Here is a 20675-nt window from a genome sequence, read left to right as displayed (position 1 = left end):
GGCCGGCCTCAGTCGCAGCGCATGCCAGTCGCTGCCGCAAAGCTGCCCAGTGACCAGCCCTGGCCGAGCAGAAACATGCGGGTGCTGAGCGGATCGAGCCGCTCGGGTGCAATGCGGTCGCCCAGGTACTGCATCTTCTTGTTGGTGATATCGACATAGCCCAGGCGGTGGCTGGCCGAGAGCTTGTGCCACAGCGCATGCGCACCGGGCGACTGGCGCGCGCCGGTGACCAGGCACAGGCCTGCATCGAGCGCCCAGCGGTAAATGCAGGAGGCCAGGCCCTTGCGCTGGTAGGCGGGGTCAAAGCGGCTGTGCGGGCCGCGTATGTAGCGGTCGGCGCGCCTGTCCAGCTCGATCAGGCGGTTGAAGACGGTAAAGCCCGCAATGCGGTGCTCCAGCTGGTCTTCGACATAGACGTAGAACTCGCCATCGGCGCTGCGGTAGCGGATCGCGAAACGGGGGTCGGACAAAGGGATTTCGGGCAGGCCATGGAGCCTGTCACCGGGGGTGTGGATGCGATCGTGGATGGAGGCGCATTCGCCTTCGAGTTGCTGGGGTGGAATCGGGCTCACATCGATGCGCAACTCCACCGGCCGGTACAGCCAGGATGCCCAGAAGGGCGGTATTGCGAGGTTCATCAAAAACTCCTGCAGTGGAAAACCCGGCAGGTTAGCCCCGCCACCATTTCGCACGCAAAGGGTGCGATATGCGGCTGCCTCCGACGCGCGCAAAAAAGCCCGCCTGGTTTCCCAGGCGGGCTGTCAAAGTGCAAGGCCTTGCGGCTTATTGCACACCCAATGTCATCGACGAGGTGGCACGGTTGCCAATCGCCACCGCAGACGAGCGGTTGCCCGATACATTGATGCCGCTGGTGCTTGGCACACCCGAGGCGCTGTAGCTGCCGCTCACCACCGCACTCACGTTGCCGCTGTTGACCTGCGTGGAGGTCAGCACCGCACTGGCCATCTGCTGGCCGGGCAGCGCCGAGACGTTCACCACGTTGTCCGCGTTGTTGCCTACGGCTGTGGCGCTGGCGGTGTTGCCGCTCAGGTTGAGCGAGCTGCCACGGGTGAAGGCATCGGCGTTCAGGCTTGCGGTGGCGACCACATTGCCGCTGTTGGTCTGCGCATTGAGCAGGCCCACGGCCGATCCGCTGTTGAGCGCCGTGCCTGCACCTACTTGCACGCTGTTGAGCGAGGTGTTGCCTGCAGCCACTGCCAGCGCCTGGTTGCCAGTGGTGGTGATGTTGCCATCGAGGCGGTTGGCCGCAGTGCCTTGCATCTGCAGGCTGGCGGTAGAAGCCACGGCACCGGAATTACCCTGCACATTGCCCAGCAAGACGGCCTGGTCGCTCGCAAGCGTGCCGGCTGTCACGGTCAGCTGGTTGTTGGCCACGTTGGCACGGGCCAGGCTGCTGGCCTGGTTGCCAGTGATGGTGGTGTTGCCGCTGGGATCGGTGACCACGCTGCGGCCACTGAGGATCTGCATCTCGGTGGTGGCCGTGGTGTCACCTGCCGACAATTGCAGGTTGCCCAACAGGTTGGGCTGGGTGCCGGCCGCACTCAAGGTGCTGGTGGCCTGGATGTCCAGCGCATTGGTTGCCTGGTTCTGGCTGGCATTGGCGCTGAACTGGTTGCCGCTCACCACCAGTTCATGGCCGCCTGCGCGCGTGGTGACAGGTGTCAGGTTGCTCGTACCCTCAACGCCCAGGTTGACCTTGGTCAGTGCGCTTGCATTGCCCGATTGCACGGCCTGCACATTGAACAGGTAGGCTGCCGAGTTGCCATCGATGCGGCTGCCAGAGAGCGCGACCTGGTTGTCCGCCTGGTTGATGATCGCGTCCGAGCCGCCCACATTACCGCTGACCGTGAGGCTGGAACCCGAGGCCGTATTGGCGCGCAGACCGATCAGCATGGGGACCGGATCGGGAGAAGGGCTCAGGCTGGTGAGCCCGGCGACCGTGGCGCTGACATCGCCTGAGCCATGGCCCTGCTGGTTGATGACCGCAGCGGCAGAGTCTGTCACGCCGTTGGTGGCATTGACACGGGCCAGGTTACTGGCCTTCTGGCTGGCAGCGTTGGCGTTGAACTGGTTGCCGCTGACCACCAAGGTGGCATTGCTGGCGCTGGTGGTAGTTGCGCCCACCAGGTTGGATCCGGTGCTAGCCTGGACCTCGCCCGTCGCATGGCCCTGCGTGTTGGTCACCAGCGCGGACGATTGCGTCACCGCATTATCGGCACCGAGCTGGGCGTCGTTGGTGGCGGAGGCTGCCGTCGCTTCGGAACTGAGCTGGTTGCCGCTCACCGTCAGGCTGGTGCCAGACAGACTGGTGGAGCTGCTGCCGATGCGCGCAACGCTGGCACTGGCCGAAACGGCACCACCCATGTTCAGCTGGGTGTTGGACGTGGTGGCCTGGCTGTCAGCGATGTTGCTGGCGCCGGCACGGGTCTGGTTGCTGGCGCTGGAGCCCTGGGCCTGGGCCTGTACCAGGTTGCCGCTGACGCTCAGGGTGTCATTGGTGCTGTCCAGGGTCTGCACGCCCAGCGATCCCACATTGGCACCAGCTGTGACAACGGGTGAGCTCAGGGTTTGGGAATTCGTCGTCTCCAACATCGCACCGCTGATGGAGCCTGCAGCCGCCACGGCCGTGCGGTTGCTGCCGCTATTGCCATCGGCTTGGGCGCTGACGCTGTTGCCGGCGACGCTGTAGCTGTTGTTGGCCGATCCAGGCTTCTGGTTGTCGATGCCCAGCGTGGTTGCCGAGCCTGAGGCGATGACAACACCGCTATTGGCCTGGGTCACCGTGGTGCCCAAAACCGTATTGGGCGCCTGCACCACGTCACCGGATGACGTGATCTGCAGGGTACTGGTCTGCTGGTTGCCGCCAGCGGAGGCTTGCACCTGGTTGCCGCTCACGCTCAGCGTGCTGTCCGTCATGGGCTGGTTGGGGGTGCCCTGAACCCGGATACCCAGCAAATTACCGACCGAGCTGATGCCGAAAACGTTGCCCTGGGCCACTTGGTCAACGCTACTGCTGGCATCGGCCCCCACATTGATGCTGCTGCCCTGCACCTGGATACCTGCCTGGGTGGTATTGGCCTGCGCGCTGGCATCGATCTTGTTGCCCGAGACGCTCAGCCTCAGGTTGTCCATGGCATTGGCGGGGTTGGCACCACCGGTCTGGTTCAGGCGGATACCCACCTGGTTCAGCGTAGTGATGGCTGTCACCGCGCCGGTTGCCGCCTGGCCCTGGGTGACGGTAGCCGTCGCCGGGGTGTTCATGTCAACCGCCGTGCCGGTGATCTGCATGGTGCCCACTGCCGTGCTGCCGATCGCCGCTGCGCTGGCTTCGTTGTTACTCACGCTGGCGGTATCACCATCGTGGTTGCCGACCACATTGGCGGCATTGACGCCCACCATGCCCGTGGTCGTGCTGCTGACGTTTCCGCTGACCTGCTGGGCAATGTCCACCGTGGGCTGCATCAGCGGCTGGTTATTGATCGTCAGGGCTGCGGCAGCGCCGGTGTCCAGCCGGTGCTGGTTGCCGATCGCCAGCGCATCCACGCCATTGCCGTTGACCACACCATTGCCGGGAAAGCTGATGGACTGCGCGCTGCTGATGTTCTGCGCTGTCACCAGGCCACTGCTGGTCTGGTCGGCCGTTGGCAGCACGCTGACAGAGCCGCTTTGGTTGCTCTGTGCCAGCGCCACGCCCGAGGTGGCAGCGATCAATGCGGCCGCAGCGGCCAGTGGAGCCAGGCGTGCCCGGCGAAGAGAGGTTGGGTGCTTGTGGGACATGACTGTCTCCTAGTCGTACAGGGAGGAACACTAGACGTGATTTGGGTGTTTTATGCTCTTAGTGCCCGTCTATAAAGCGCTATAAGCTATTGAATGAGTAGCTGCAGGAACGATGCAGCTCAAGGCTTGATCTGCAGGCGGGCCAGCAGACGGTAGCCCGCGCCGTAGCGGTGCACCGTGGTGTCACCGGGCGCAGGCCGCCACTGCAGCTGCACCTGGCTGGGGGGAATGCCGTGCTGGGCCAGTTCGGCACGCAAGGACTGCAGGCGTTCGTCGGTCAGTGCATCGCGGCGAGCGGGGTTCTGGTCGTTCTCGTTCTCCCGCGCCAGCAGCGCCATCCGCACACCCTGGCCGGCGCGCAGGCGGGTCGCCACGGTCTCTGCGGCGGTGGCCGATTGCTGGGCAATGCGGGTGTTGTTCTCTTCAAAGACCACATCCAGCGAGGTCATCGCAGCAGCCGTCTTCTCGGGCATGGCCGGCGTGGCCGCAGCAGCAGGCGCAGCAGCCGCGGCAGGCGCAGGGGCAGCTGCCGCGGTGTCGGCAGGCATCGGTGCTGGGGGTACTGCGGCGGGCTCGCCAGCCGCCGTCCTGGCGCTTTCCATGCAAGGGCCTGCCGGGGTTTGCGTCACGGTGCTGATCAGCTCCAGCACGCCCTGCTCCAACGTGGTGCGCACGCCCAGTTGCACGGGCTCCAGGTCCTTGCTGCCGGCGTTGATGTCGAACAGGTTGCTGCCGAAGAAGCGGAAGATGCCCGCACCGATCTCGCGGCCCACGATCTGCTTTTGCAGGCTGACGGCCCGCACCACGCGCAAGGTCTTGGTCTCGACGATGCGCAGGTCGGCCCCGACATTCATCGTGAAGACACGGAAGCGCGGTCCGATCTGGTTGACCTGGGCTTCGATGCCGCCGGACTGGATGTTGTAGTTCACCTCGGTCAGGCCACCGATGATGTAGTAGTCGGAACGGAGGATGGAGCCGCCGTAGTACGGCAGCCAGGGCACCGCGCGCTGGCCCTTCTCATCGGCCAACGCGTGCTGGTTGCCATCGCCCAGTTGGCGCCGGTCGGTGTAGGCCAGCTCCAGCTCGGCCACGCGGGTGTCGAAGCGCTCGCGCACATCGATGGCACCGCCGAGCTTGCCGAGCGCCGAATAGACCATCAACGACCCGCCTTGGGTGACGACATTGCCATCGCCCTGCGAGTACTTGCCGGTGTAGTCCTTGATGTCACCGACGGCAATGGACAGCGGTGCGCGGCCACTGCGCTGCTCGACGATGCGGTGCGACAGGCAGGCAAAGCTGCTGTCCAGCGGGGTGCCGTTGTGGCGTGGGCCGGGGCCTTGCATCACGGGCGCTTCGTCATCCGCCATGCGCACCTGGTGGTAGGTGGGCAGCGCGCAGCCGCTCAGCAGCAAGGTTGCGGCCAGGGCCGAGGCGGTCAGCGTGCGGCGGCGCAACGGGCTGATCGTGGACAGGGGGGAAAGGTTCAATGCGTGCATGGGGTCCTCCGTCCGCGCTTAGTTGATGGCGCCACTGGCACCGAACTGGCAGGCCGAGCTGCCGCTCACGTTGGTGCTTTGGTTGCCGCTGTTGTTCTGCGCGACCTGCATGTCCTGCTGGCCATGGGCGTTTTCGCTGTTGATCGGCGCCATCGTCGTCGTCGATGGGCTGCCTTGCACGCCGCTGCTGATGGCGCCGGTGTTGCTCTGGTTGTTGTTGGCCACACCGCCCCGGCCCAGGTTGTCACTGCTTTGGCTGGCGCTGCCGGTGCTCGATGCGCTGTTGCCGGCCGATGCATTGGTCTGCGGCGATGCAACCTGGTTGGCCTGGTCGGCCGAGCTGCTGTTACCAGCGGCGGTGGGCTGGAAATTGCAGTTCACCTGGCGCTCGATATTGGTGATGTAGGTGCTCTTGAAGGCGTCGTAGTAGCCGCCCTTTTTCTTCTCAACCAGGTCATTGACGAGGGCCCGGTTGGCCCGGTCGGCGCTGGTCTGGAACTGCCAGGGCACGGATTCGCCGAGCCAGCCCTGGGCATGGCTGGAAGCGGCTGCCGCCAGCAGGGCGGCGGCAAGGTAGATGGCGCTGTGTTTCATGTCGTCCTCACAGTTGGGTGTGTGCTGTTCATGGGCAAAACAGATGGAGCGACGACAGGCATCCCATGGCGGCCAGCCATCGCATGGGAAGGATGTTCGGCTGACCGTAAGTAATTGTAAATAGACCAGATGTACTAGCTCACGGGCTGAAAAATGACCAAAATCAGCGCCGGAAATCAGGTCATATTTAGAATTTAATTTATTAAAATCATTAAGATGCAGCCTATCCATGTTGCCGCAGCAGTCGGCATCACGGCTTCGGTCGAGGCACTAGTGCATTTGGACTATTGGTCGCTTTAGTAAATAGATGTAAGGTACGGTCCATGACGACCTGCCTCGCCGATGCCGCAAGAAGGAGACTGCGGATATGACACTTCCTCTCCCATCACTGATGCTGGTGGACGACCATCCCCTCTTCCGCCAGGGCCTGCGCATGATGCTGTCGAGCAGCAACATGCTGCAGGCCGACATCCATGAGGCCGGTTCGGTCACCGATGCCGTGGCGCAGGCGCACTGGGTCAACCTGGTGATGCTGGACATCAGCATGCCGGGCTGCGATGGTCTCGAAGGCATTGGCCAGATCCGCAAACGCTGGCCCGGTGCCTATGTGGTGATGCTCTCCGGCCATGACCACCCCGAGCTGATGCGCGATGCGGTGCGCCAGGGCGCCTCCGGCTTCATCTCCAAGGCGCTGGAGCCCGAGGCCATCTGCGCCCAGGTGCAGCAATGGCTGCTGCGCAGCCTGGGCATGGAGCACAACATCCACAAGGCCAGCGGCCGCAGCCTGGAGCCGGTCTCCAAACCCAGCGCCGAGGTGCTGCCGCTGCGCCAGTACGAAGTGCTCAAGATGCTGGCCAAGGGTTTCAGCAACAAGGCCATTGCCAAGCATTTCGGTTTGAGCGAACACACGATCCGCAACCAGGTGGCGTCCATCCTCAAGCACCTGGGGGCCGATACGCGGACCCAGGCGGTGCTGGTGGCGCAGCGCAACGGCATCCTGCCCGCCACGGCCATCAAATAAAGCCGCTGCCGGCGCCGCCCAAGCGCCAGCGCGATGCCATCTGCCAGCCCCAAGCCCGGCAGGTGCACAACCAGGAAGTGATGATGGACCCAGGCTCTCTCTACAAGCCCCAGTGGATACGCTGGGCGCTGGCCGTGTTGCTGCTCTTCGGGCTGGTGGGGCTGGCGCCGGCCAAGGCGGCGGCTGATCGATTGCGCATCGGCATTCCGCTGGAGCCCGCCTCCTTCGATATCACCAGCACCTCGGCAGCCACCGCCAGCGAGATCGCCTATGCCAATGTGTTTGAAGGCCTGACGATCATCGACGGGCAAGGCCAGATCAAGCCGCGCCTGGCCCTGAGCTGGACGGTGAGCCCGGACGGCAAGCAGGTCGATGTGCTGCTGCGCCGCAACGTGCGTTACCACGATGGCACGCCCTTCAACGCCGCGACCGCCGCCTTCAGCCTGCAGCGGCTGCTGCAGATGAGGAACACCAATGCCTACCTCGAGTGGTTCGACAAGCTGGTGTCGGCCGAGGCCAGGGACGAGTACCTGCTGCGCATCCGCCTGAGCGAGCCCGACGCACTGCTCAGCTATGCACTGGCGATGCCCGGTGCGGTGATGGTGCACCCCGACAGCGCAGCCAGCAATGCCAGCACGCCGGTGGGCACCGGCCCCTACCGGGTCGAGAAATGGACCAAGGGCAAGTCGGTCACCTTGCTGCGCAATGAGCAGTGGTGGGACAGCCGCAAGCCGGCCATCCGCATGGCCGATTTCCTCTTCATGTCCAGCGCGGCCGAGACCGAAAACATGCTGGCCGAAGGCCGCATCGATGCGCTCAGCTCGGTGACCCGGCTGACGGCTTCGTTCATGGCGCGCACCGACTATGTGATGGGGCAGCGCGGTGTCGAAGGCAAGCTGCTGATCGCGATGAACAATGCCCGCGCTCCGCTTGACGATATCCGGGTGCGGCGTGCCATCAACCATGCGCTGGACCGCAGCCGCTACCAGGGCATCTATGGCAGCTCGATCGAGGTGCTGCCCATTGGCAGCCACTTCTCACCGCACCACCCGGCCTATGTCGATCTGGTGCAGCGCTACCCTTACGACCTGACCCAGGCCAAGGCCTTGCTCGCCCAGGCGGGGGCCGCTCCCGGTACCAGTCTGCGGCTGGCCGTGCCGCCCACCGACTACGGACGCTATGGCAGCCTGATCGTGGCGGCGCAGCTGGAAGCCATCGGCCTGCAGGTCGAGATCATCCGCATGGACTGGCCCACCTGGCTGGACCAGGTGATGAAGCGCAAGGACTATGACCTGAGCCTGATCATGCATGTGGAGCCGATGGACATCGGCATCTATGCGCGCGATGACTACTACTTCAACTACCACAACCGGGTGTTCAAGAAGATCTGGGAAAAGCTGCGCGCTTCGGCGTCGCCCCAGGAGCTGGATGAATGGCTGGGCCAGGCGCAAAGGCAGCTGGCCGAAGACGCCGTCAATGCGTTCATCGTCGTGCGGCCGGAGCGCAACTTCATGCGCAAGGGCCTGGTGGGCATGTGGTCGCGGTGCCCGATCCCAACCTTTGCGCTCGAAGACCTGCGCTGGCAGAACTGATGCCTATGCCAGACCGCCTCCATTCCCCTGCTGCTGCACAGACTGCACAGACCGCCACGGACCAACGCAGTTTTCCAATGTCGGTGACCTCGCGCATCCTGCTGATGCTGGTGATTCTGGCAGTGGGCATTGCCGTGGTGTTTGCGCTGACCCTGCAGGGCCTGCGCCGCACCAACCAGGCCTTGCAGCAGCTGTCGAGTGTGGAGATGGAACAGCTCATCGCCAGCACCCGGGTGATGCAGCAAAGCGAGATGATCGGCAGCTATGCGCGCCTGGTGGCCATCACCAGCGACATCGGCGAGCGGCGCCTGAACATGGTGGAGCTGACCGACCGCATGGGCTGGCTCGACAAGCTGCTCGGCGAGATGACGCAGACCCGGCTCGATGGCGAGATCGATCCGCTGATGCAGTCCAAGCGCAATGCGCTCAATGCCAACGTGCAGCAGCTCAGCCAGGCCATCTTCCAACCCGCGCAGCATGGCCAGGACGAGCGCAGCATCTTCCAGCTGGTGGCCGACAACCAGATGCTGGCCACCGACATGTCCTTGTTGGCCAGCCGCGCAGCGGCCGACCTGCGGCGCCAGCTCAATGAACGCAGCGTGCAGCTGTCGCGCGATGTGGCCGCCCAGCAGACCAACCTGAACTGGCTGGTGGCCGTGCTGATCCTCTGTGTGGTGATGGCGGGCATCTACATGCATGCGTCTGTGTCGCGCCGCCTGGTGGCGCTGCGCCGCGAGGTGAGCAATGACGAGTTTGGTGGCATCTACGCGGTGCCCCAGCAGTGGGGCGACGAGATCGACCAGCTGGGCCGGGCCATTGCATCCTACAAGAAGCACCTGAGCGACCATGCCCGCTCGGCACAGAATGCGGTGCGCGCGAAGAACCGCTTTCTGGCCGGCGCCAGCCATGACCTGCGCCAGCCGGTTCAGGCACTCAACCTGTTTCTGGAGACCTTGCGCGGCTCGGGCCTCAACAGCCAGCAGGCGGTGGTGCTGGAGCATGCGCGCGCCGCATTGTCGGCCAGCCGCGAGATGCTCGACACCTTGATGGACTACTCGCGCATCGAGGCCGGGGTGCTCGATCCCAAGTTCCAGCCGGTGGCCATTGCCGGCTTTCTGCGCAGGCTGGAGAAAGAGTTCGGTCCGCAGGCCGATGCCAAGAACCTGGTCTTCCGCGTGCGCGACAGCGAGGACTGGATCTACACCGACCAGTCGCTGCTGTTCATGCTGCTGCGCAATCTGGTGTCCAACGCGCTGCGCTATACCGAACAGGGGGGCGTGCTGCTGGGCGTGCGCAAACGCGGGCTGCAAAGGGTCATCGAGGTCTGGGACACCGGCGTGGGCATCGATGACGAACACCACGACCTGATCTTCCAGAAGTTCCGCCAGGTGGGCGAGGACCACCAGATGGGCACCAAGGGCCTGGGACTGGGCCTGGCGATCGTGCGCGAGCTGGCCGATATCCTGAACGTGCAGGTCACGCTGTCATCGGTTCCCGGGCGCGGCAGCGTGTTCCGGGTCAGCCTGATGGCCGAGGCCGTGCCTGCGGGCGGCTATGGGCTGGTCGCCGGCCTGTGGGAGCAGCCCGACGAGGGCGACTATTCGTCGCTGCATGGCCTCAAGGTGCTGGTGGTGGACGATGAGCCGCTGGTGCGCGTGGGACTGGCCAGCATGCTGGAGCAATGGCATTGCCAGGTGATGAGCGCCGCCACGGTGGACCAGGTGCGGCGCCTCATCGGCCACATGCAGGAGAGCAGCAGCAAGCCCTTTGATGTGGTGCTGACCGACCTGCGCCTGTCGGCGACCGAAGACGGCAGCATGGTCGTGATGGCGGTGCGCGATGCCACGGCCGAGCATGCGCCTTGGCAGCAGACGCTCCCCCATTACGTGATTCTGACCGGCGACACGGCTCCCAAACGGCTGCAGATGGCCAGCAGCCTGGGAGCGACGTTGATGCACAAGCCCATGGACCCACGCCAGCTGCACAAGCTGCTGGCCCGGGAGCTGCGGCTGCGCTGCGATATCGAGGAGTTCATGGAAACCCAGCCCCCTGCCGATATCGACGAGGCCACCGACAAGGCATGAAAAAGCCCGCCGGGGCGAGCGGCGGGCGGGTAGCCGGGCGAGGCTGCAGTCTGCGCGGAAGGCTTATTCCGACAGCTGGCGCATCGTCGCCTGGTCCAGGCGGCCGGTCACCGACAGGCCCTGGTCTTGCTGGAAGGAGCGCAGGGCGTTCTGCGTGCGGGGGCCGGAGGCACCATCAGGCGTGCCCACGTCATAGCCCAGCTCGTTGAGGCGCTGCTGCGCTTGCTTCATCGTCAGGCGCACATTGGTCTTGGCGCCCGGTGCCGAGGTCTGGCTGGGCGCTGCGGCGCCGTCCACACCGAGGCGGCCGCCACCGCCCAGGCCCTGGCCCTTGACGGATTGCGCGCTGTAATTGCGCAGCGCCTGCACCATCTGGTTGTAGGCATCGACGAAAGCGGCCGACACGACCTTGCCTTGCGAGGTGTTGGAGTAGCCCCCGATGCCAGCGCCTGCTGCACCGCCGAACAAGGTGCCAAAGCCACCCCAGTCGGTGTTGCTGGCGTTGCCGGTCGACGAGGACACCTGCACGCCCGAGCGGTTGTCCACCAGGGTCAGCATGGCCGAGGCCTCGCGGGTCTTGCTGCTGGCCGCCACACCTGCCAGCGCGCCGCCGCCACGGCCGCCCAGGATGCCGCCCAGCGCCGCACCAAAGCCGCCGGCATTGTCTTCGCTGAAGGTCACTTCAGGCGTCAGACCGTAATCCGATGCGACCACCTGGCCCTTGCCGAAATTGCTGCCCTTGCGCATCTCGCCGTTGTCCATCATCGCGCGCTCGCGGTTCATCGCGTTCATACCGGCAGCGCTGCGCTCCACCACGACAAAGCAGTTCGACTGCTGGATCAGCACGCGCAGCAGGTTGGCAGTCGGTGGCAGGCGGTATTCGTTGCGCAGAATGGTGTACCAACCGGCTTGCTGGTTCTCGACCAGGGAGACCGTACCCACCGGCGAATCGCATTTTTCGAGTTGGCTGTTTTCACCCTGGCTGCTGCCCCCTGCAGCGCCACCGGTCACCATGTTGTTGGTGCCGCCGCCCAGCTTCATACCGGTGCTTTCGCAGCCTGCCAATGCCAAGACGGCCAGTGCCGCCAATGCTGCCTTTTTCATGTCGCTCTCCCGCAAGTAAATCAGTTGTGCATTCAAAGCGAGCCCGGAATGGCTTCCAGGCTCGATGGCTTCGATTTCGTATTTTTGCTTTGCGCTGCGGACACGGATTACCTGATTCCAGAACCCACCTCGGAGCGTTATCCACTCTTAAGCGAACTTGTTAGCGAATGTCACCAAAATAACGGCGTGCAGCACATGGCCGGTGCATTATCCACGTAATTTATCAATCAATCCATTCAGAGCATCCAGAGAACCAAACTGGATTACCAGTTCACCCATCTCTTCGAGTTTGCCGGCACGCTTGACGCGTTTTTTAACCCGTACCTCTACCTCCGCCATCAACAGGTCGGACAGCTCTTCTTCCACCCGCTTCAAATCGCGGGATTTGGCCGCCTTGGCCTTGACCGGGGTTTCTCCGGAAAACTCGGCACTGACCCTTTTGACCAGGCTCTCGGCCTCGCGCACGCTCAGTTTGCGCGCATTGATCTGGTTGGCAGCGGTGATCTGTGCAGCGCGGTCCAGCGCCAGCAGGGCACGCGCGTGGCCCATGTCCAGATCCCCTGCCATCAGCATGGTCTGCACCGGCTCGGCCAGGTTCAGCAGACGCAACAGGTTGGAGGCGGCCGAGCGCGAACGGCCCACTGCCTGCGCAGCCTGCTCGTGCGTCATCTGGAACTCGCCCACCAGACGCGAGAGGCCTTGTGCCTCTTCCAGCGGGTTGAGGTCTTCGCGCTGGATGTTCTCGATCAGCGCCATCGCGGCGGCGGCCTCGTCGGGCACCTCGCGCACCAGCACCGGTACCTCGGCCAGCCCAGCGATGCGCGCGGCGCGGAAACGCCGCTCGCCGGCGATGATTTCGTACTTGCCGGCATTGTCCCCGGCAGCGAGCTTGCGCACCAGGATGGGCTGCATGATGCCCTGGGCCTTGATGCTCTCGGCCAGCTCATACAGCGCGCCCTCGTCCATGCGCGTGCGCGGCTGGTAGACGCCAGGCACCATGTCATCGAGCAGCAACTGGTGCGGCAGCTGGCCCTTGTCGTCGCTGGCAGGCGCCGCGTCTTCGACCTTGGGGCCCAGCAGTGCTTCGAGGCCGCGTCCCAGGCCCTTGGGTTTTTTGGTTGCCATGGTTTTCAGTTCACCTTTGTTGGTTCGGCCATCAGCTCGGCCAGCAGCGCCTGGCCCAGCGGCCAGTCGCCCAGGCCGGACTCGGCATTGATATGGCCGCAGGCGCCCTGGTCCACCCAGCGGGCACCCCAGTTGCTGGCCAGCCACTGCGCGCGCTCGGCGCTGCAATAGGGATCGTTTTGGCTGCCCACCAGAATGGCGGGAAAGGGCAGTTTCTGCAGCGCAATCGGCGACCAGCCGGGGATGTGTTCGGCCAGGTCGGGGCGCTCCACATCGCCCGGTGCCACCAGCAGCGCGCCACGCACCTTGCTGGCTGCCTGGGGCGAATGGGCGGCCCACCAGGCCGTCAGGATGCAGCCCAGGCTGTGGGCGACCAGCACCACGGGCTGCGGCGCATCCAGCACCACATCCTGCAGGCGTGCCGTCCAGTCACCGCGCTTGGGGTGCAGCCAGTCGTGCTGCTGCACGCGCTCATAGCCCCATTGCTGCTCCCACACCGTTTGCCAATGGCCTGGCCCGCTGTTTTGCCATCCCGGCAGCAGCTTGATGGACGAGGATTCAATGCTCATTTTTTAATAGCAAAAAAAGCGCCACCGTACTGCGCTGTTTCAAAGAAATGCAAACCCTTATTGTGCCCGAATGTCTCTCGCACGCAATGCGGGCGCCAGCGGCATCACTGCGGCCATGAAAAAGACCTCCGCATGCCAGGCACCGGAGGTCTGTCGGGCAGCGGCCAAGGCAAGCTGTCACTTCATGCGCTTGATGCGCTTGACCATCTCCTTGGCAAACTCAACAAAGGCCTTGCTGCCCTTGGCGGCCGGATCGAACACGACGCCCGGCAGGCCATAGCTGGGGGCTTCGGCCAGGCGCACATTGCGGGGGATCACGGTGTCGAACACCTTGTCGCCGAAATGCTCGCGCAGCTGGTCGCTCACCTGCTGCTGCAAGGTGATGCGCGGATCGAACATCACGCGCAGCAGCCCGATGATCTCCAGGTCGCGGTTCAGGTTGGCATGCACCTGCTTGATGGTGTTGACCAGGTCGGTCAGCCCTTCGAGCGCAAAGTACTCGCATTGCATCGGCACGATCACGCCATGGGCCGAGCACAGGCCGTTCAACGTGAGCATGGACAGGCTGGGCGGGCAGTCGATGAGCACGAAGTCAAAGTCGGCGTCGCTCGCCTCCAGCGCGGCCTTGAGGCGCTTTTCACGGCGCTCCAGCTCGACCAGCTCCACCTCGGCGCCGGACAGCTCGCGGTTGGCGCCCAGCACCCAGTAACCGCAGCGCTCGGAATGGACGGCTGCTTCCTTGATGGTGCTCGATTCGAGCAACACGTCGTAGACCGAGGTTTCCAGCGCGCGTTTGTCGATGCCCGAGCCCATGGTCGCATTGCCCTGCGGGTCCAAATCGACCAGCAGCACACGCTGCTTGATCCGGGCCAGACCCGCCGCCAGATTGACTGCCGTGGTGGTCTTGCCAACGCCGCCTTTTTGGTTGGCGATACAGAAGATTTTTGCCATGAGAACTCGCTTCGTCCACTAACTTATTTGGTCAGGGCCAGCTTGAGGCCAAAACCGATCAAAAACACGCCCGCTGTTTTTTCCATCCACTTGACCAGCGCGGGGTTGGCACGCAGGCGCTCGGCCAGCATCTTGGTGATCAGCACCACCACCGTGCAGTACGCCAGGCTGATCACGGCCACCGTGGCCGCCATCACGGCAAAGGTGGGGATGCCGCGGTGGGTAGCCGGATCGACGAACAGCGGAAAGAACGCCATGTAGAAAACGATGGCCTTGGGGTTCATCAGGGTGATGACAAAGCCCTGCTTGAAATAATGCCTGGGCGCAATCTGGATGACCGGCTGGTCCCCCGGCTTGGCCGTGAGCAGCTTGTAGCCAATCCAGCCCAGGTAGGCCGCGCCCAGCCATTGCACCGCGTGGAAGGCCGCCGGGTAGGCTGTGAGCACCGCTGCGACGCCGGCTACCGCCAGCCACATCAGCACCTGGTCAGCCGCCATGCAGCCGGCACAGACCGCCAGGCCAGCCTTGATGCCGCCCTTGCCCGTAGAGGTGATCAGCGCCAGGTTGCCAGGCCCCGGGATCATCAAGAACAGGAGCACGGCGAAGACAAATGCACCATAGTCAGAAATGCCAAACATGTGCCGCCCCTGCAATGGAAACTTTGAGTGTAAACGACGGCCCCGCTTGCTTGCCAGCAAAATGCGCGTTGTTACCGGCCCAAGCGTCAACAAAAAGCCCCGAAAAATCGGGGCTCTGCAGGGATGGGATTCAGCGCCGCAGCTGAGCCGCAGCACGCCTGCATCAGGAGGCTTGGTGGCGCATCCAGACAATGCAGCGCTCGGCATCGAGACCGGGCACCTGCAGCGGCTCGATGTTCAGCAGCTGTACCGTGGCGGGCAACAAAGCCAGCTCATCGTCGGGGCGCTTGGCCTTCATCGCCAGCCAGATGCCATCGGCCTTCAGGGTCTGGGCCGACCAGGCGGTAAAGTCCTGCAACGCGGCAAAGGCGCGGCAGCTGACCACGTCGTACTGCTGGCTCAGCTGCTCCACCCGCGACTGGATGCCGTGCAGGTTGCGCAGGCGCAGCGCCGCAGCCGCCTGCTGGATGAAGGCGATCTTCTTGCCAACGGTATCGACGCAGCTCACATCCAGCTGGGGCAGACAGATCGCAAATACCACGGCAGGCAGACCACCACCCGATCCGACATCGAGCAGCCTGGGGGCCGGCAGACCCGTGCCCTGCAAATGGCGTACCAGCGGCGGCACCGCCGCCAGGCTGTCGAGCAGATGGTGGGTCAGCATCTCTTGCGGGTCGCGCACCGAGGTCAGGTTGTAGACCTTGTTCCACTTCTGCAGCAGATCCAAAAACGCCATCAGCTGTGCAATCTGCTGGTCGTCCAGCGACAGACCCAGTTGCTGTACGCCGTCACGCAGGGGGGCTTCCAACAGAGCGCTCATGCAGTCGTTACCTCTTGTGCAGTGCTGAAGCCTTTGAAGCCGCCTTTTTTCAGGTGCACCATCAGCAGCGAAATGGCAGCAGGTGTGACACCGGAAATACGCGATGCCTGGCCCAGGGTTTCAGGGCGGTGGGTTTGCAGCTTCTGGCGCACCTCAAACGACAGGGCCGTCACCTGCATGTAGTCCAGCTCGGCGGGCAGGCGCAGCTTTTCATAATGGGCCGCACGCTCCACTTCATCCTTCTGACGGTCGATATAGCCCGAGTACTTGGCGCCAATCTCGACCTGCTCCATCACGGACTCGCTCAAACCACCCAGTGTTTCACGTGAAACGTCGCTGGTTTGGTAAGCGCCTTCGTTCAGGCTCATCAACGTCGCGTAGTCCACACCAGGGCGGCGCAGCAGGTCGAACAGGTTGTACTCCCGCTCCATCGCCTTGCCCAACACACGTTCGGCCTCTTGGGCAGTCACGATGCGTGGGTTCACCCAGGTGGCCTTGAGGCGTTCTGTTTCACGTGAAACAGCGTCGCGCTTGCGGCTGAAAGCATCCCAGCGCGCATCGTCGACCAGGCCCATCTTGCGGCCCTCTTCCGTCAGGCGCATATCGGCATTGTCTTCACGCAGCTGCAGGCGGAACTCCGCACGGCTGGTAAACATGCGGTAGGGCTCGGTCACCCCCTTGGTGATCAGGTCGTCCACCAGCACGCCAAGGTAGGCTTCATCGCGGCGCGGCGTCCAGGGGCCTTCGCCCCGGCATTGCAGTGCGGCGTTCAGGCCGGCAAACAGGCCTTGGGCTGCCGCCTCTTCATAGCCGGTCGTGCCATTGATCTGGCCGGCAAAGAACAGGCCCTGGATCTGCTTGGTCTCAAAGCTGTTCTTCAACGAGCGCGGGTCGAAGTAATCGTACTCGATCGCATAGCCCGGGCGCAGGATGTGGGCGTTCTCCAGGCCCTTCATGCTGCGCACCAACTCGTACTGCACATCGAACGGCAGGCTGGTCGAGATGCCATTGGGGTAGTACTCGTGGGTGGTCAGGCCTTCAGGCTCCAGAAAGATCTGGTGGCTTTCCTTGTCGGCAAAGCGGTTGATCTTGTCTTCCACACTGGGGCAGTAGCGCGGCCCTACCCCCTCGATCTTGCCGGTGAACATCGGGCTGCGGTCAAAGCCGCTGCGGATGATCTCGTGCGTGCGCGCATTGGTGTGGGTGATGTAGCAAGGCATCTGCGCCGGGTGCATCGCCGCATCGCCCATGAAGCTGAACACTGGCAACTGGCCCTCGTTCACGCCACCGGGCATGCCATCGCCAGGCTGGGTTTCACACTGGCTGAAGTCGATCGAGCGGCCATCGATGCGTGGCGGGGTGCCGGTCTTGAGGCGCCCCTGGGGCAGCTTCAGCTCCTTCAGCCGCGCCGACAGGCTGACCGCTGGCGGATCGCCGGCACGGCCAGCAGCATAGTGGTTCAGGCCCACGTGGATCTTGCCATCCAGGAAGGTGCCGGCCGTCAGCACTACGGTGCGGCTGCGAAAGCGGATCCCTACCTGGGTCACGGCGCCGACCACGCGGTCGCCCTCCACCATCAGGTCATCCACCGCTTGCTGGAACAGCCAGAGGTTGGGCTGGTTCTCCAGCATCTCGCGGATCGCCGCCTTGTACAGGATGCGGTCGGCCTGGGCACGGGTGGCGCGCACGGCCGGGCCCTTGGAGCTGTTGAGAATGCGGAACTGGATGCCGCCCTTGTCGGTGGCCAGCGCCATCGCGCCGCCGAGCGCGTCCACTTCCTTGACGAGATGGCCTTTGCCGATGCCGCCAATGCTGGGGTTGCAGCTCATCTGGCCCAGGGTTTCAATATTGTGGGTCAGCAGCAGCGTCTTGCTGCCCATGCGGGCAGCGGCCAGCGCTGCCTCGGTGCCGGCATGGCCGCCACCGACAACGATGACATCGAATTCTTGCGGGTAGGTATAGGGGGTTTGGCTCATGGGGCCTCGTTCCAGGGCTCGCAAGGCATGCGCCTCGCAGTCAGTCAGCCCTTCTGCCGAAATGGCAAATAGTCGGTTTTGCCCGCTATTTTAATGACTGGGGTGTTTACACGCCGGCAGCCGTGTTATTGCGCCGCATCCACCGCTGCTGCAGAGCCTTGTCAAAAGCGATAGCATGGTTCGGCTTTAACCTTTACTGGAGATTTGTCGATGAAGCTGTATTTCTCTCCTGGCGCCTGTTCGCTGTCGCCCCATATTGCCCTGCTGGAAGCCGGCCTGCCCTTCACCCTGGAGATGGCCAGCACCAAGACCCACCAGCTCAAGGACGGCACCGACTTCTACACCATCAACCCGCTGGGCTATGTGCCGGTGCTGGAGCTGGACAATGGCCAGCGCCTGCGCGAAGGCCCGGCCATCGTGCAGTACATCGCCGACCAGGCGCCAGCCTCCAAGCTGGCACCTGCCAACGGCACCTTTGAGCGCTACCAGCTGCAGGAATGGCTGGGCTTCATCGGCACCGAGATCCACAAGGGCTTCTCGCCGCTGTTCAACCCCAACCTGCCCGACACCGTCAAGGACATGTCCCGCGTGCATGTGCTCAAGCGTCTGACCTGGGTGGATTCGCAGCTGGAAGGCAAGGAGTTCCTGATGGGCACGGATTTCACCGTGGCCGATGCCTACCTGTTCACCGTGTGCGGCTGGAGCAAGTTTGTCGGTGTCGACACCAGCGGCCTGCAAAACCTGGCCAGCTTCATGCAACGCGTGGGTGCCCGGCCTGCGGTACAACAGGCCATTGCAGAAGAAAAGCAGTAATCGCTCTGCCGGCCAGGGGATGCTGTTTCACGTGAAACACATCCCGGCCGATGCGATGGTGATGCGGTGCCGATGTCCCGATCCTTGTACGGGTGCATCGCGTAAAGACCCTGCTCTTGACCTTCACACCGTGTCAGCTTTCAAGATCAGGCCATCAACCACTGAAAGGAAACCCCATGCAAAACACCTTCCAAGTCCAAGGCATGACCTGCGGCCACTGCGAGCGCGCCGTCACCCAGGCTGTGCAGCAGCTCGACGCCCAGGCCAAGGTAGCGATTGACCGCGCCCAAGGCAAGGTCGTCGTTGACTCCAGCCAGCCGGCAGACAAGATCGCGGCGGCCATCGCGGCCGAAGGCTACCAGGTCCAGTAATCATGGCCCGCCCGTCACGCAAGCCTGCGGCTGAGCGGTCCATCGCCTGGCCGGTGTCCATCAGCAAAGCGGCCCAGCTGGCGGGTATTTCTGCACGCATGGCCCGCCACTACGAGTCGCTGAACCTGCTGCCGCATGTGAACCGCACCGACAGCGGCTACCGCCTGTATACCGAGTCGGATGTGCACACCCTCTCCTTCATCCGCCGCAGCCGCGATCTGGGCTTCTCGATGGAGGAGATCGAGAACCTGCTCAACCTGTGGCACGACAAGCAGCGCGCCAGCAGTTCGGTCAAGGAGATTGCGCAAAAGCATATCGAGACCTTGCGCGAGCGCATTGCCGCGATGAAAGCGATGGAGCGCTCGTTGCAGACGCTGGTGCACAGCTGCCATGGCGACCAGCGTCCGGACTGCCCTATTCTCGACAGTCTGTCGGACCCTGCGGCGGCGCCAGATGCGGCCAGCTGCTGCAAGCATTGAACGCTTGGACAGACAACCGCCTCAGCCATAAAAAACGCGCTCCTGGGAGCGCGTTGCTGTTTCTGTGGGGTAGCCGTCAGAAGGGGCTGGAATCCGGATCCTGGTCCACCGGCGCCGATTTGGGACCGGTCTGCATGCCGCCAGGCTTGCCAGACGCATCGAAAGGCTTGCCCACGCCCGCACCCAGGCTGATCGGTTTGACGGGCGCTGCAGCCCCTTCCAGGGCCGCTGCAGCGGGTTTATTGCCCCGGTCAGGCAACTGGCCCAGCTCGGTGCGGCCTTCACCGCCCAACGCCTGGATCAGATCCGGAATCAGCTGGCTGAACTCACCAGTGGCAATGGCCACGTCGGCGTCGAAGCCGCCATCCTCACTGGCGCCTTCCATCACCACATCGAGCAAGGCCACTTTCTTGAGCTGCAGGTCCTCGGTCAGCACGAAGCTGACCCGGTCGTCCCAGGTCAGCGCCAGCTTGGTGGGCAGCTTGCCCTGGTCGATATGCTCGCGGATCTCGTCGATGCCCAGCGGGTGGCGGGCATAGCGCACAACGGCCTTGGATTCGTCGGCGCTCTTGAGCTCGCACTCCTGGTCGATGCTGAAACCTGCCGGCGCATCGTAGCTGTGCAGCCAGGCGGACATCGCGCCCTGGGGGCTGTTCTGGGTATCGATCAGCGCCACGGCAAAACCGGGCGAGGCCTCGACCAGCATCGTGATCACCTCATCGGCCCGGCCCTGGCTACTGGTGTCCAGCACCAAAAGCCGCGCCTGCGGATCGATCCAGATCCACAGCCCGCCTTGCTTGGTGAAGGCCATCGGCAGCAGATCCAGCTTGCACTCGTCCTTGAGCTCCTGCTTTTCCTTCTTGCCGGGCTTGCGGCCTTCCTGGGCTTCGATATGGGCGAGCTTCTCATCGAGCTTGCGGTTGAGCACGCTCGCGGGCAGCATCTTGCTCTCGCTCATCAGCCGCAAGATCCATTGGCCGCCCACCGATTCGACCATGGCCCCGTGCTCTTCGCCGCGCGGGGGCACCCATCCGGTGGACTTTTCCTGGGTGGCACCGCACTGCTCAAACTGCTGCTTGGCCAAGGCGGTATCCAGCGCCACCAAATCCGGCTGCCAGGCTTCGGAGATGCGGTAAAAAATCATGTTCTTGAACATGCCATTCCTTTGTTCTGGAAGGCTGCCAACCTGCTGGGCAGCCCTTTAAAAAACACAAGCGGCCCTGGTGTGCCGCACTGATCTGCCG

The 20675-nt window shown here is 63.8% G+C and carries 18 protein-coding genes; 6 read left to right on the top strand and 12 right to left on the bottom strand.

Going from position 1 to position 20675, the window contains the following annotated elements:
- Window positions 1–8: 8 nt before the first annotated feature.
- The 4 genes from ACCQ08_RS06770 to ACCQ08_RS06755 form a co-directional block, all read right to left on the bottom strand.
- On the bottom strand, window positions 9–638 hold the full coding sequence (locus tag ACCQ08_RS06770; protein ID WP_312414495.1) for an N-acetyltransferase: 630 nt from the start codon (window positions 636–638) through the stop codon (window positions 9–11).
- Window positions 639–783: 145 nt separating this feature from the next.
- A complete protein-coding gene (locus tag ACCQ08_RS06765; protein WP_373449289.1) occupies window positions 784–3798 on the bottom strand; it encodes a beta strand repeat-containing protein in 3015 nt (1004 codons plus the stop codon).
- 119 nt (window positions 3799–3917) lie between these two features.
- The gene (locus ACCQ08_RS06760) at window positions 3918–5294 is read right to left on the bottom strand and encodes a CsgG/HfaB family protein (protein ID WP_373449288.1); all 1377 of its coding nucleotides are present in this window, start codon (window positions 5292–5294) and stop codon (window positions 3918–3920) included.
- 18 nt (window positions 5295–5312) lie between these two features.
- Window positions 5313–5888, bottom strand: coding sequence for a hypothetical protein (locus tag ACCQ08_RS06755; RefSeq protein WP_312414507.1), 576 nt, complete (start codon window positions 5886–5888; stop codon window positions 5313–5315).
- Window positions 5889–6255: 367 nt separating this feature from the next.
- Here ACCQ08_RS06755 and ACCQ08_RS06750 point away from each other — a divergent pair, with 367 nt between their 5' ends.
- The 3 genes from ACCQ08_RS06750 (at window position 6256) to ACCQ08_RS06740 (ending at window position 10585) form a co-directional block, all read left to right on the top strand.
- Window positions 6256–6909, top strand: coding sequence for a response regulator (locus ACCQ08_RS06750; protein WP_373449287.1), 654 nt, complete (start codon window positions 6256–6258; stop codon window positions 6907–6909).
- 83 nt (window positions 6910–6992) lie between these two features.
- Window positions 6993–8501, top strand: a complete 1509-nt coding sequence (locus ACCQ08_RS06745; protein WP_373449286.1) for an ABC transporter substrate-binding protein — start codon at window positions 6993–6995, stop codon at window positions 8499–8501.
- Between the two features lie 77 nt (window positions 8502–8578).
- Window positions 8579–10585 carry a hybrid sensor histidine kinase/response regulator gene (locus ACCQ08_RS06740; protein ID WP_373449285.1) on the top strand — a complete coding sequence of 669 codons (2007 nt, stop codon included), beginning with the start codon at window positions 8579–8581 and terminating at the stop codon, window positions 10583–10585.
- Between the two features lie 63 nt (window positions 10586–10648).
- Here the strand turns inward: ACCQ08_RS06740 and ACCQ08_RS06735 are convergent, their stop codons facing one another.
- The 7 genes from ACCQ08_RS06735 to mnmG form a co-directional block, all read right to left on the bottom strand.
- Window positions 10649–11689: a peptidoglycan-binding protein gene (locus ACCQ08_RS06735; RefSeq protein WP_230774031.1), complete on the bottom strand. Its 1041-nt coding sequence runs from the start codon at window positions 11687–11689 to the stop codon at window positions 10649–10651.
- A gap of 207 nt (window positions 11690–11896) precedes the next feature.
- Window positions 11897–12814, bottom strand: a complete 918-nt coding sequence (locus ACCQ08_RS06730; RefSeq protein WP_312414524.1) for a ParB/RepB/Spo0J family partition protein — start codon at window positions 12812–12814, stop codon at window positions 11897–11899.
- Between the two features lie 5 nt (window positions 12815–12819).
- On the bottom strand, window positions 12820–13383 hold the full coding sequence (locus ACCQ08_RS06725; protein ID WP_373449284.1) for an RBBP9/YdeN family alpha/beta hydrolase: 564 nt from the start codon (window positions 13381–13383) through the stop codon (window positions 12820–12822).
- Between the two features lie 177 nt (window positions 13384–13560).
- Window positions 13561–14334 carry a ParA family protein gene (locus ACCQ08_RS06720; protein WP_230774034.1) on the bottom strand — a complete coding sequence of 258 codons (774 nt, stop codon included), beginning with the start codon at window positions 14332–14334 and terminating at the stop codon, window positions 13561–13563.
- 23 nt (window positions 14335–14357) lie between these two features.
- On the bottom strand, window positions 14358–14972 hold the full coding sequence (locus tag ACCQ08_RS06715; protein ID WP_239810062.1) for a LysE family translocator: 615 nt from the start codon (window positions 14970–14972) through the stop codon (window positions 14358–14360).
- A gap of 163 nt (window positions 14973–15135) precedes the next feature.
- The gene (gene rsmG, locus ACCQ08_RS06710; RefSeq protein ID WP_312414531.1) at window positions 15136–15792 is read right to left on the bottom strand and encodes a 16S rRNA (guanine(527)-N(7))-methyltransferase RsmG; all 657 of its coding nucleotides are present in this window, start codon (window positions 15790–15792) and stop codon (window positions 15136–15138) included.
- A complete protein-coding gene (gene mnmG, locus ACCQ08_RS06705) occupies window positions 15789–17768 on the bottom strand; it encodes a tRNA uridine-5-carboxymethylaminomethyl(34) synthesis enzyme MnmG (protein WP_373449283.1) in 1980 nt (659 codons plus the stop codon). Before mnmG ends, rsmG begins: the two co-directional genes overlap by 4 nt.
- A gap of 210 nt (window positions 17769–17978) precedes the next feature.
- Between mnmG and gstA the strand changes: the two genes are divergently transcribed.
- The 3 genes from gstA to cueR all read left to right on the top strand — a co-directional run bounded on the left by gstA (window position 17979) and on the right by cueR (window position 19431).
- Window positions 17979–18581, top strand: a complete 603-nt coding sequence (gstA, locus tag ACCQ08_RS06700) for a glutathione transferase GstA (RefSeq protein WP_239810059.1) — start codon at window positions 17979–17981, stop codon at window positions 18579–18581.
- Window positions 18582–18757: 176 nt separating this feature from the next.
- Entirely contained in the window at window positions 18758–18952 is a 195-nt protein-coding gene (locus ACCQ08_RS06695) for a heavy-metal-associated domain-containing protein (protein ID WP_373449282.1), read from the top strand.
- Window positions 18953–18954: 2 nt separating this feature from the next.
- A complete protein-coding gene (cueR, locus tag ACCQ08_RS06690; RefSeq protein WP_312414541.1) occupies window positions 18955–19431 on the top strand; it encodes a Cu(I)-responsive transcriptional regulator in 477 nt (158 codons plus the stop codon).
- 76 nt (window positions 19432–19507) lie between these two features.
- Here the strand turns inward: cueR and ACCQ08_RS06685 are convergent, their stop codons facing one another.
- Entirely contained in the window at window positions 19508–20587 is a 1080-nt protein-coding gene (locus ACCQ08_RS06685) for a recombination-associated protein RdgC (protein WP_373449281.1), read from the bottom strand.
- Window positions 20588–20675: the final 88 nt, after the last annotated feature.

The organism is Comamonas sp. SY3, assembly GCF_041730275.1.
GTDB lineage: Bacteria > Pseudomonadota > Gammaproteobacteria > Burkholderiales > Burkholderiaceae_C > Comamonas > Comamonas sediminis.
Note: the sequence above shows the minus strand (reverse complement) of the source record. Positions and strands in the feature narration are given on the sequence as shown.

Bases quoted from the DNA above. Each gene is read 5' to 3' on its own strand.
- rsmG (WP_312414531.1), bottom strand. From the start codon at position 15,792: ATGAGCGCTCTGTTGGAAGCCCCCCTGCGTGACGGCGTACAGCAACTG.
- ACCQ08_RS06685 (WP_373449281.1), bottom strand. From the start codon at position 20,587: ATGTTCAAGAACATGATTTTTTACCGCATCTCCGAAGCCTGGCAGCCG.
- ACCQ08_RS06740 (WP_373449285.1), top strand. From the start codon at position 8,579: ATGTCGGTGACCTCGCGCATCCTGCTGATGCTGGTGATTCTGGCAGTG.
- mnmG (WP_373449283.1), bottom strand. From the start codon at position 17,768: ATGAGCCAAACCCCCTATACCTACCCGCAAGAATTCGATGTCATCGTT.
- ACCQ08_RS06755 (WP_312414507.1), bottom strand. From the start codon at position 5,888: ATGAAACACAGCGCCATCTACCTTGCCGCCGCCCTGCTGGCGGCAGCC.
- ACCQ08_RS06720 (WP_230774034.1), bottom strand. From the start codon at position 14,334: ATGGCAAAAATCTTCTGTATCGCCAACCAAAAAGGCGGCGTTGGCAAG.
- ACCQ08_RS06735 (WP_230774031.1), bottom strand. From the start codon at position 11,689: ATGAAAAAGGCAGCATTGGCGGCACTGGCCGTCTTGGCATTGGCAGGC.
- ACCQ08_RS06750 (WP_373449287.1), top strand. From the start codon at position 6,256: ATGACACTTCCTCTCCCATCACTGATGCTGGTGGACGACCATCCCCTC.
- ACCQ08_RS06715 (WP_239810062.1), bottom strand. From the start codon at position 14,972: ATGTTTGGCATTTCTGACTATGGTGCATTTGTCTTCGCCGTGCTCCTG.
- ACCQ08_RS06765 (WP_373449289.1), bottom strand. From the start codon at position 3,798: ATGTCCCACAAGCACCCAACCTCTCTTCGCCGGGCACGCCTGGCTCCA.
- ACCQ08_RS06770 (WP_312414495.1), bottom strand. From the start codon at position 638: ATGAACCTCGCAATACCGCCCTTCTGGGCATCCTGGCTGTACCGGCCG.
- ACCQ08_RS06730 (WP_312414524.1), bottom strand. From the start codon at position 12,814: ATGGCAACCAAAAAACCCAAGGGCCTGGGACGCGGCCTCGAAGCACTG.
- gstA (WP_239810059.1), top strand. From the start codon at position 17,979: ATGAAGCTGTATTTCTCTCCTGGCGCCTGTTCGCTGTCGCCCCATATT.
- ACCQ08_RS06725 (WP_373449284.1), bottom strand. From the start codon at position 13,383: ATGAGCATTGAATCCTCGTCCATCAAGCTGCTGCCGGGATGGCAAAAC.
- cueR (WP_312414541.1), top strand. From the start codon at position 18,955: ATGGCCCGCCCGTCACGCAAGCCTGCGGCTGAGCGGTCCATCGCCTGG.
- ACCQ08_RS06745 (WP_373449286.1), top strand. From the start codon at position 6,993: ATGGACCCAGGCTCTCTCTACAAGCCCCAGTGGATACGCTGGGCGCTG.
- ACCQ08_RS06695 (WP_373449282.1), top strand. From the start codon at position 18,758: ATGCAAAACACCTTCCAAGTCCAAGGCATGACCTGCGGCCACTGCGAG.
- ACCQ08_RS06760 (WP_373449288.1), bottom strand. From the start codon at position 5,294: ATGCACGCATTGAACCTTTCCCCCCTGTCCACGATCAGCCCGTTGCGC.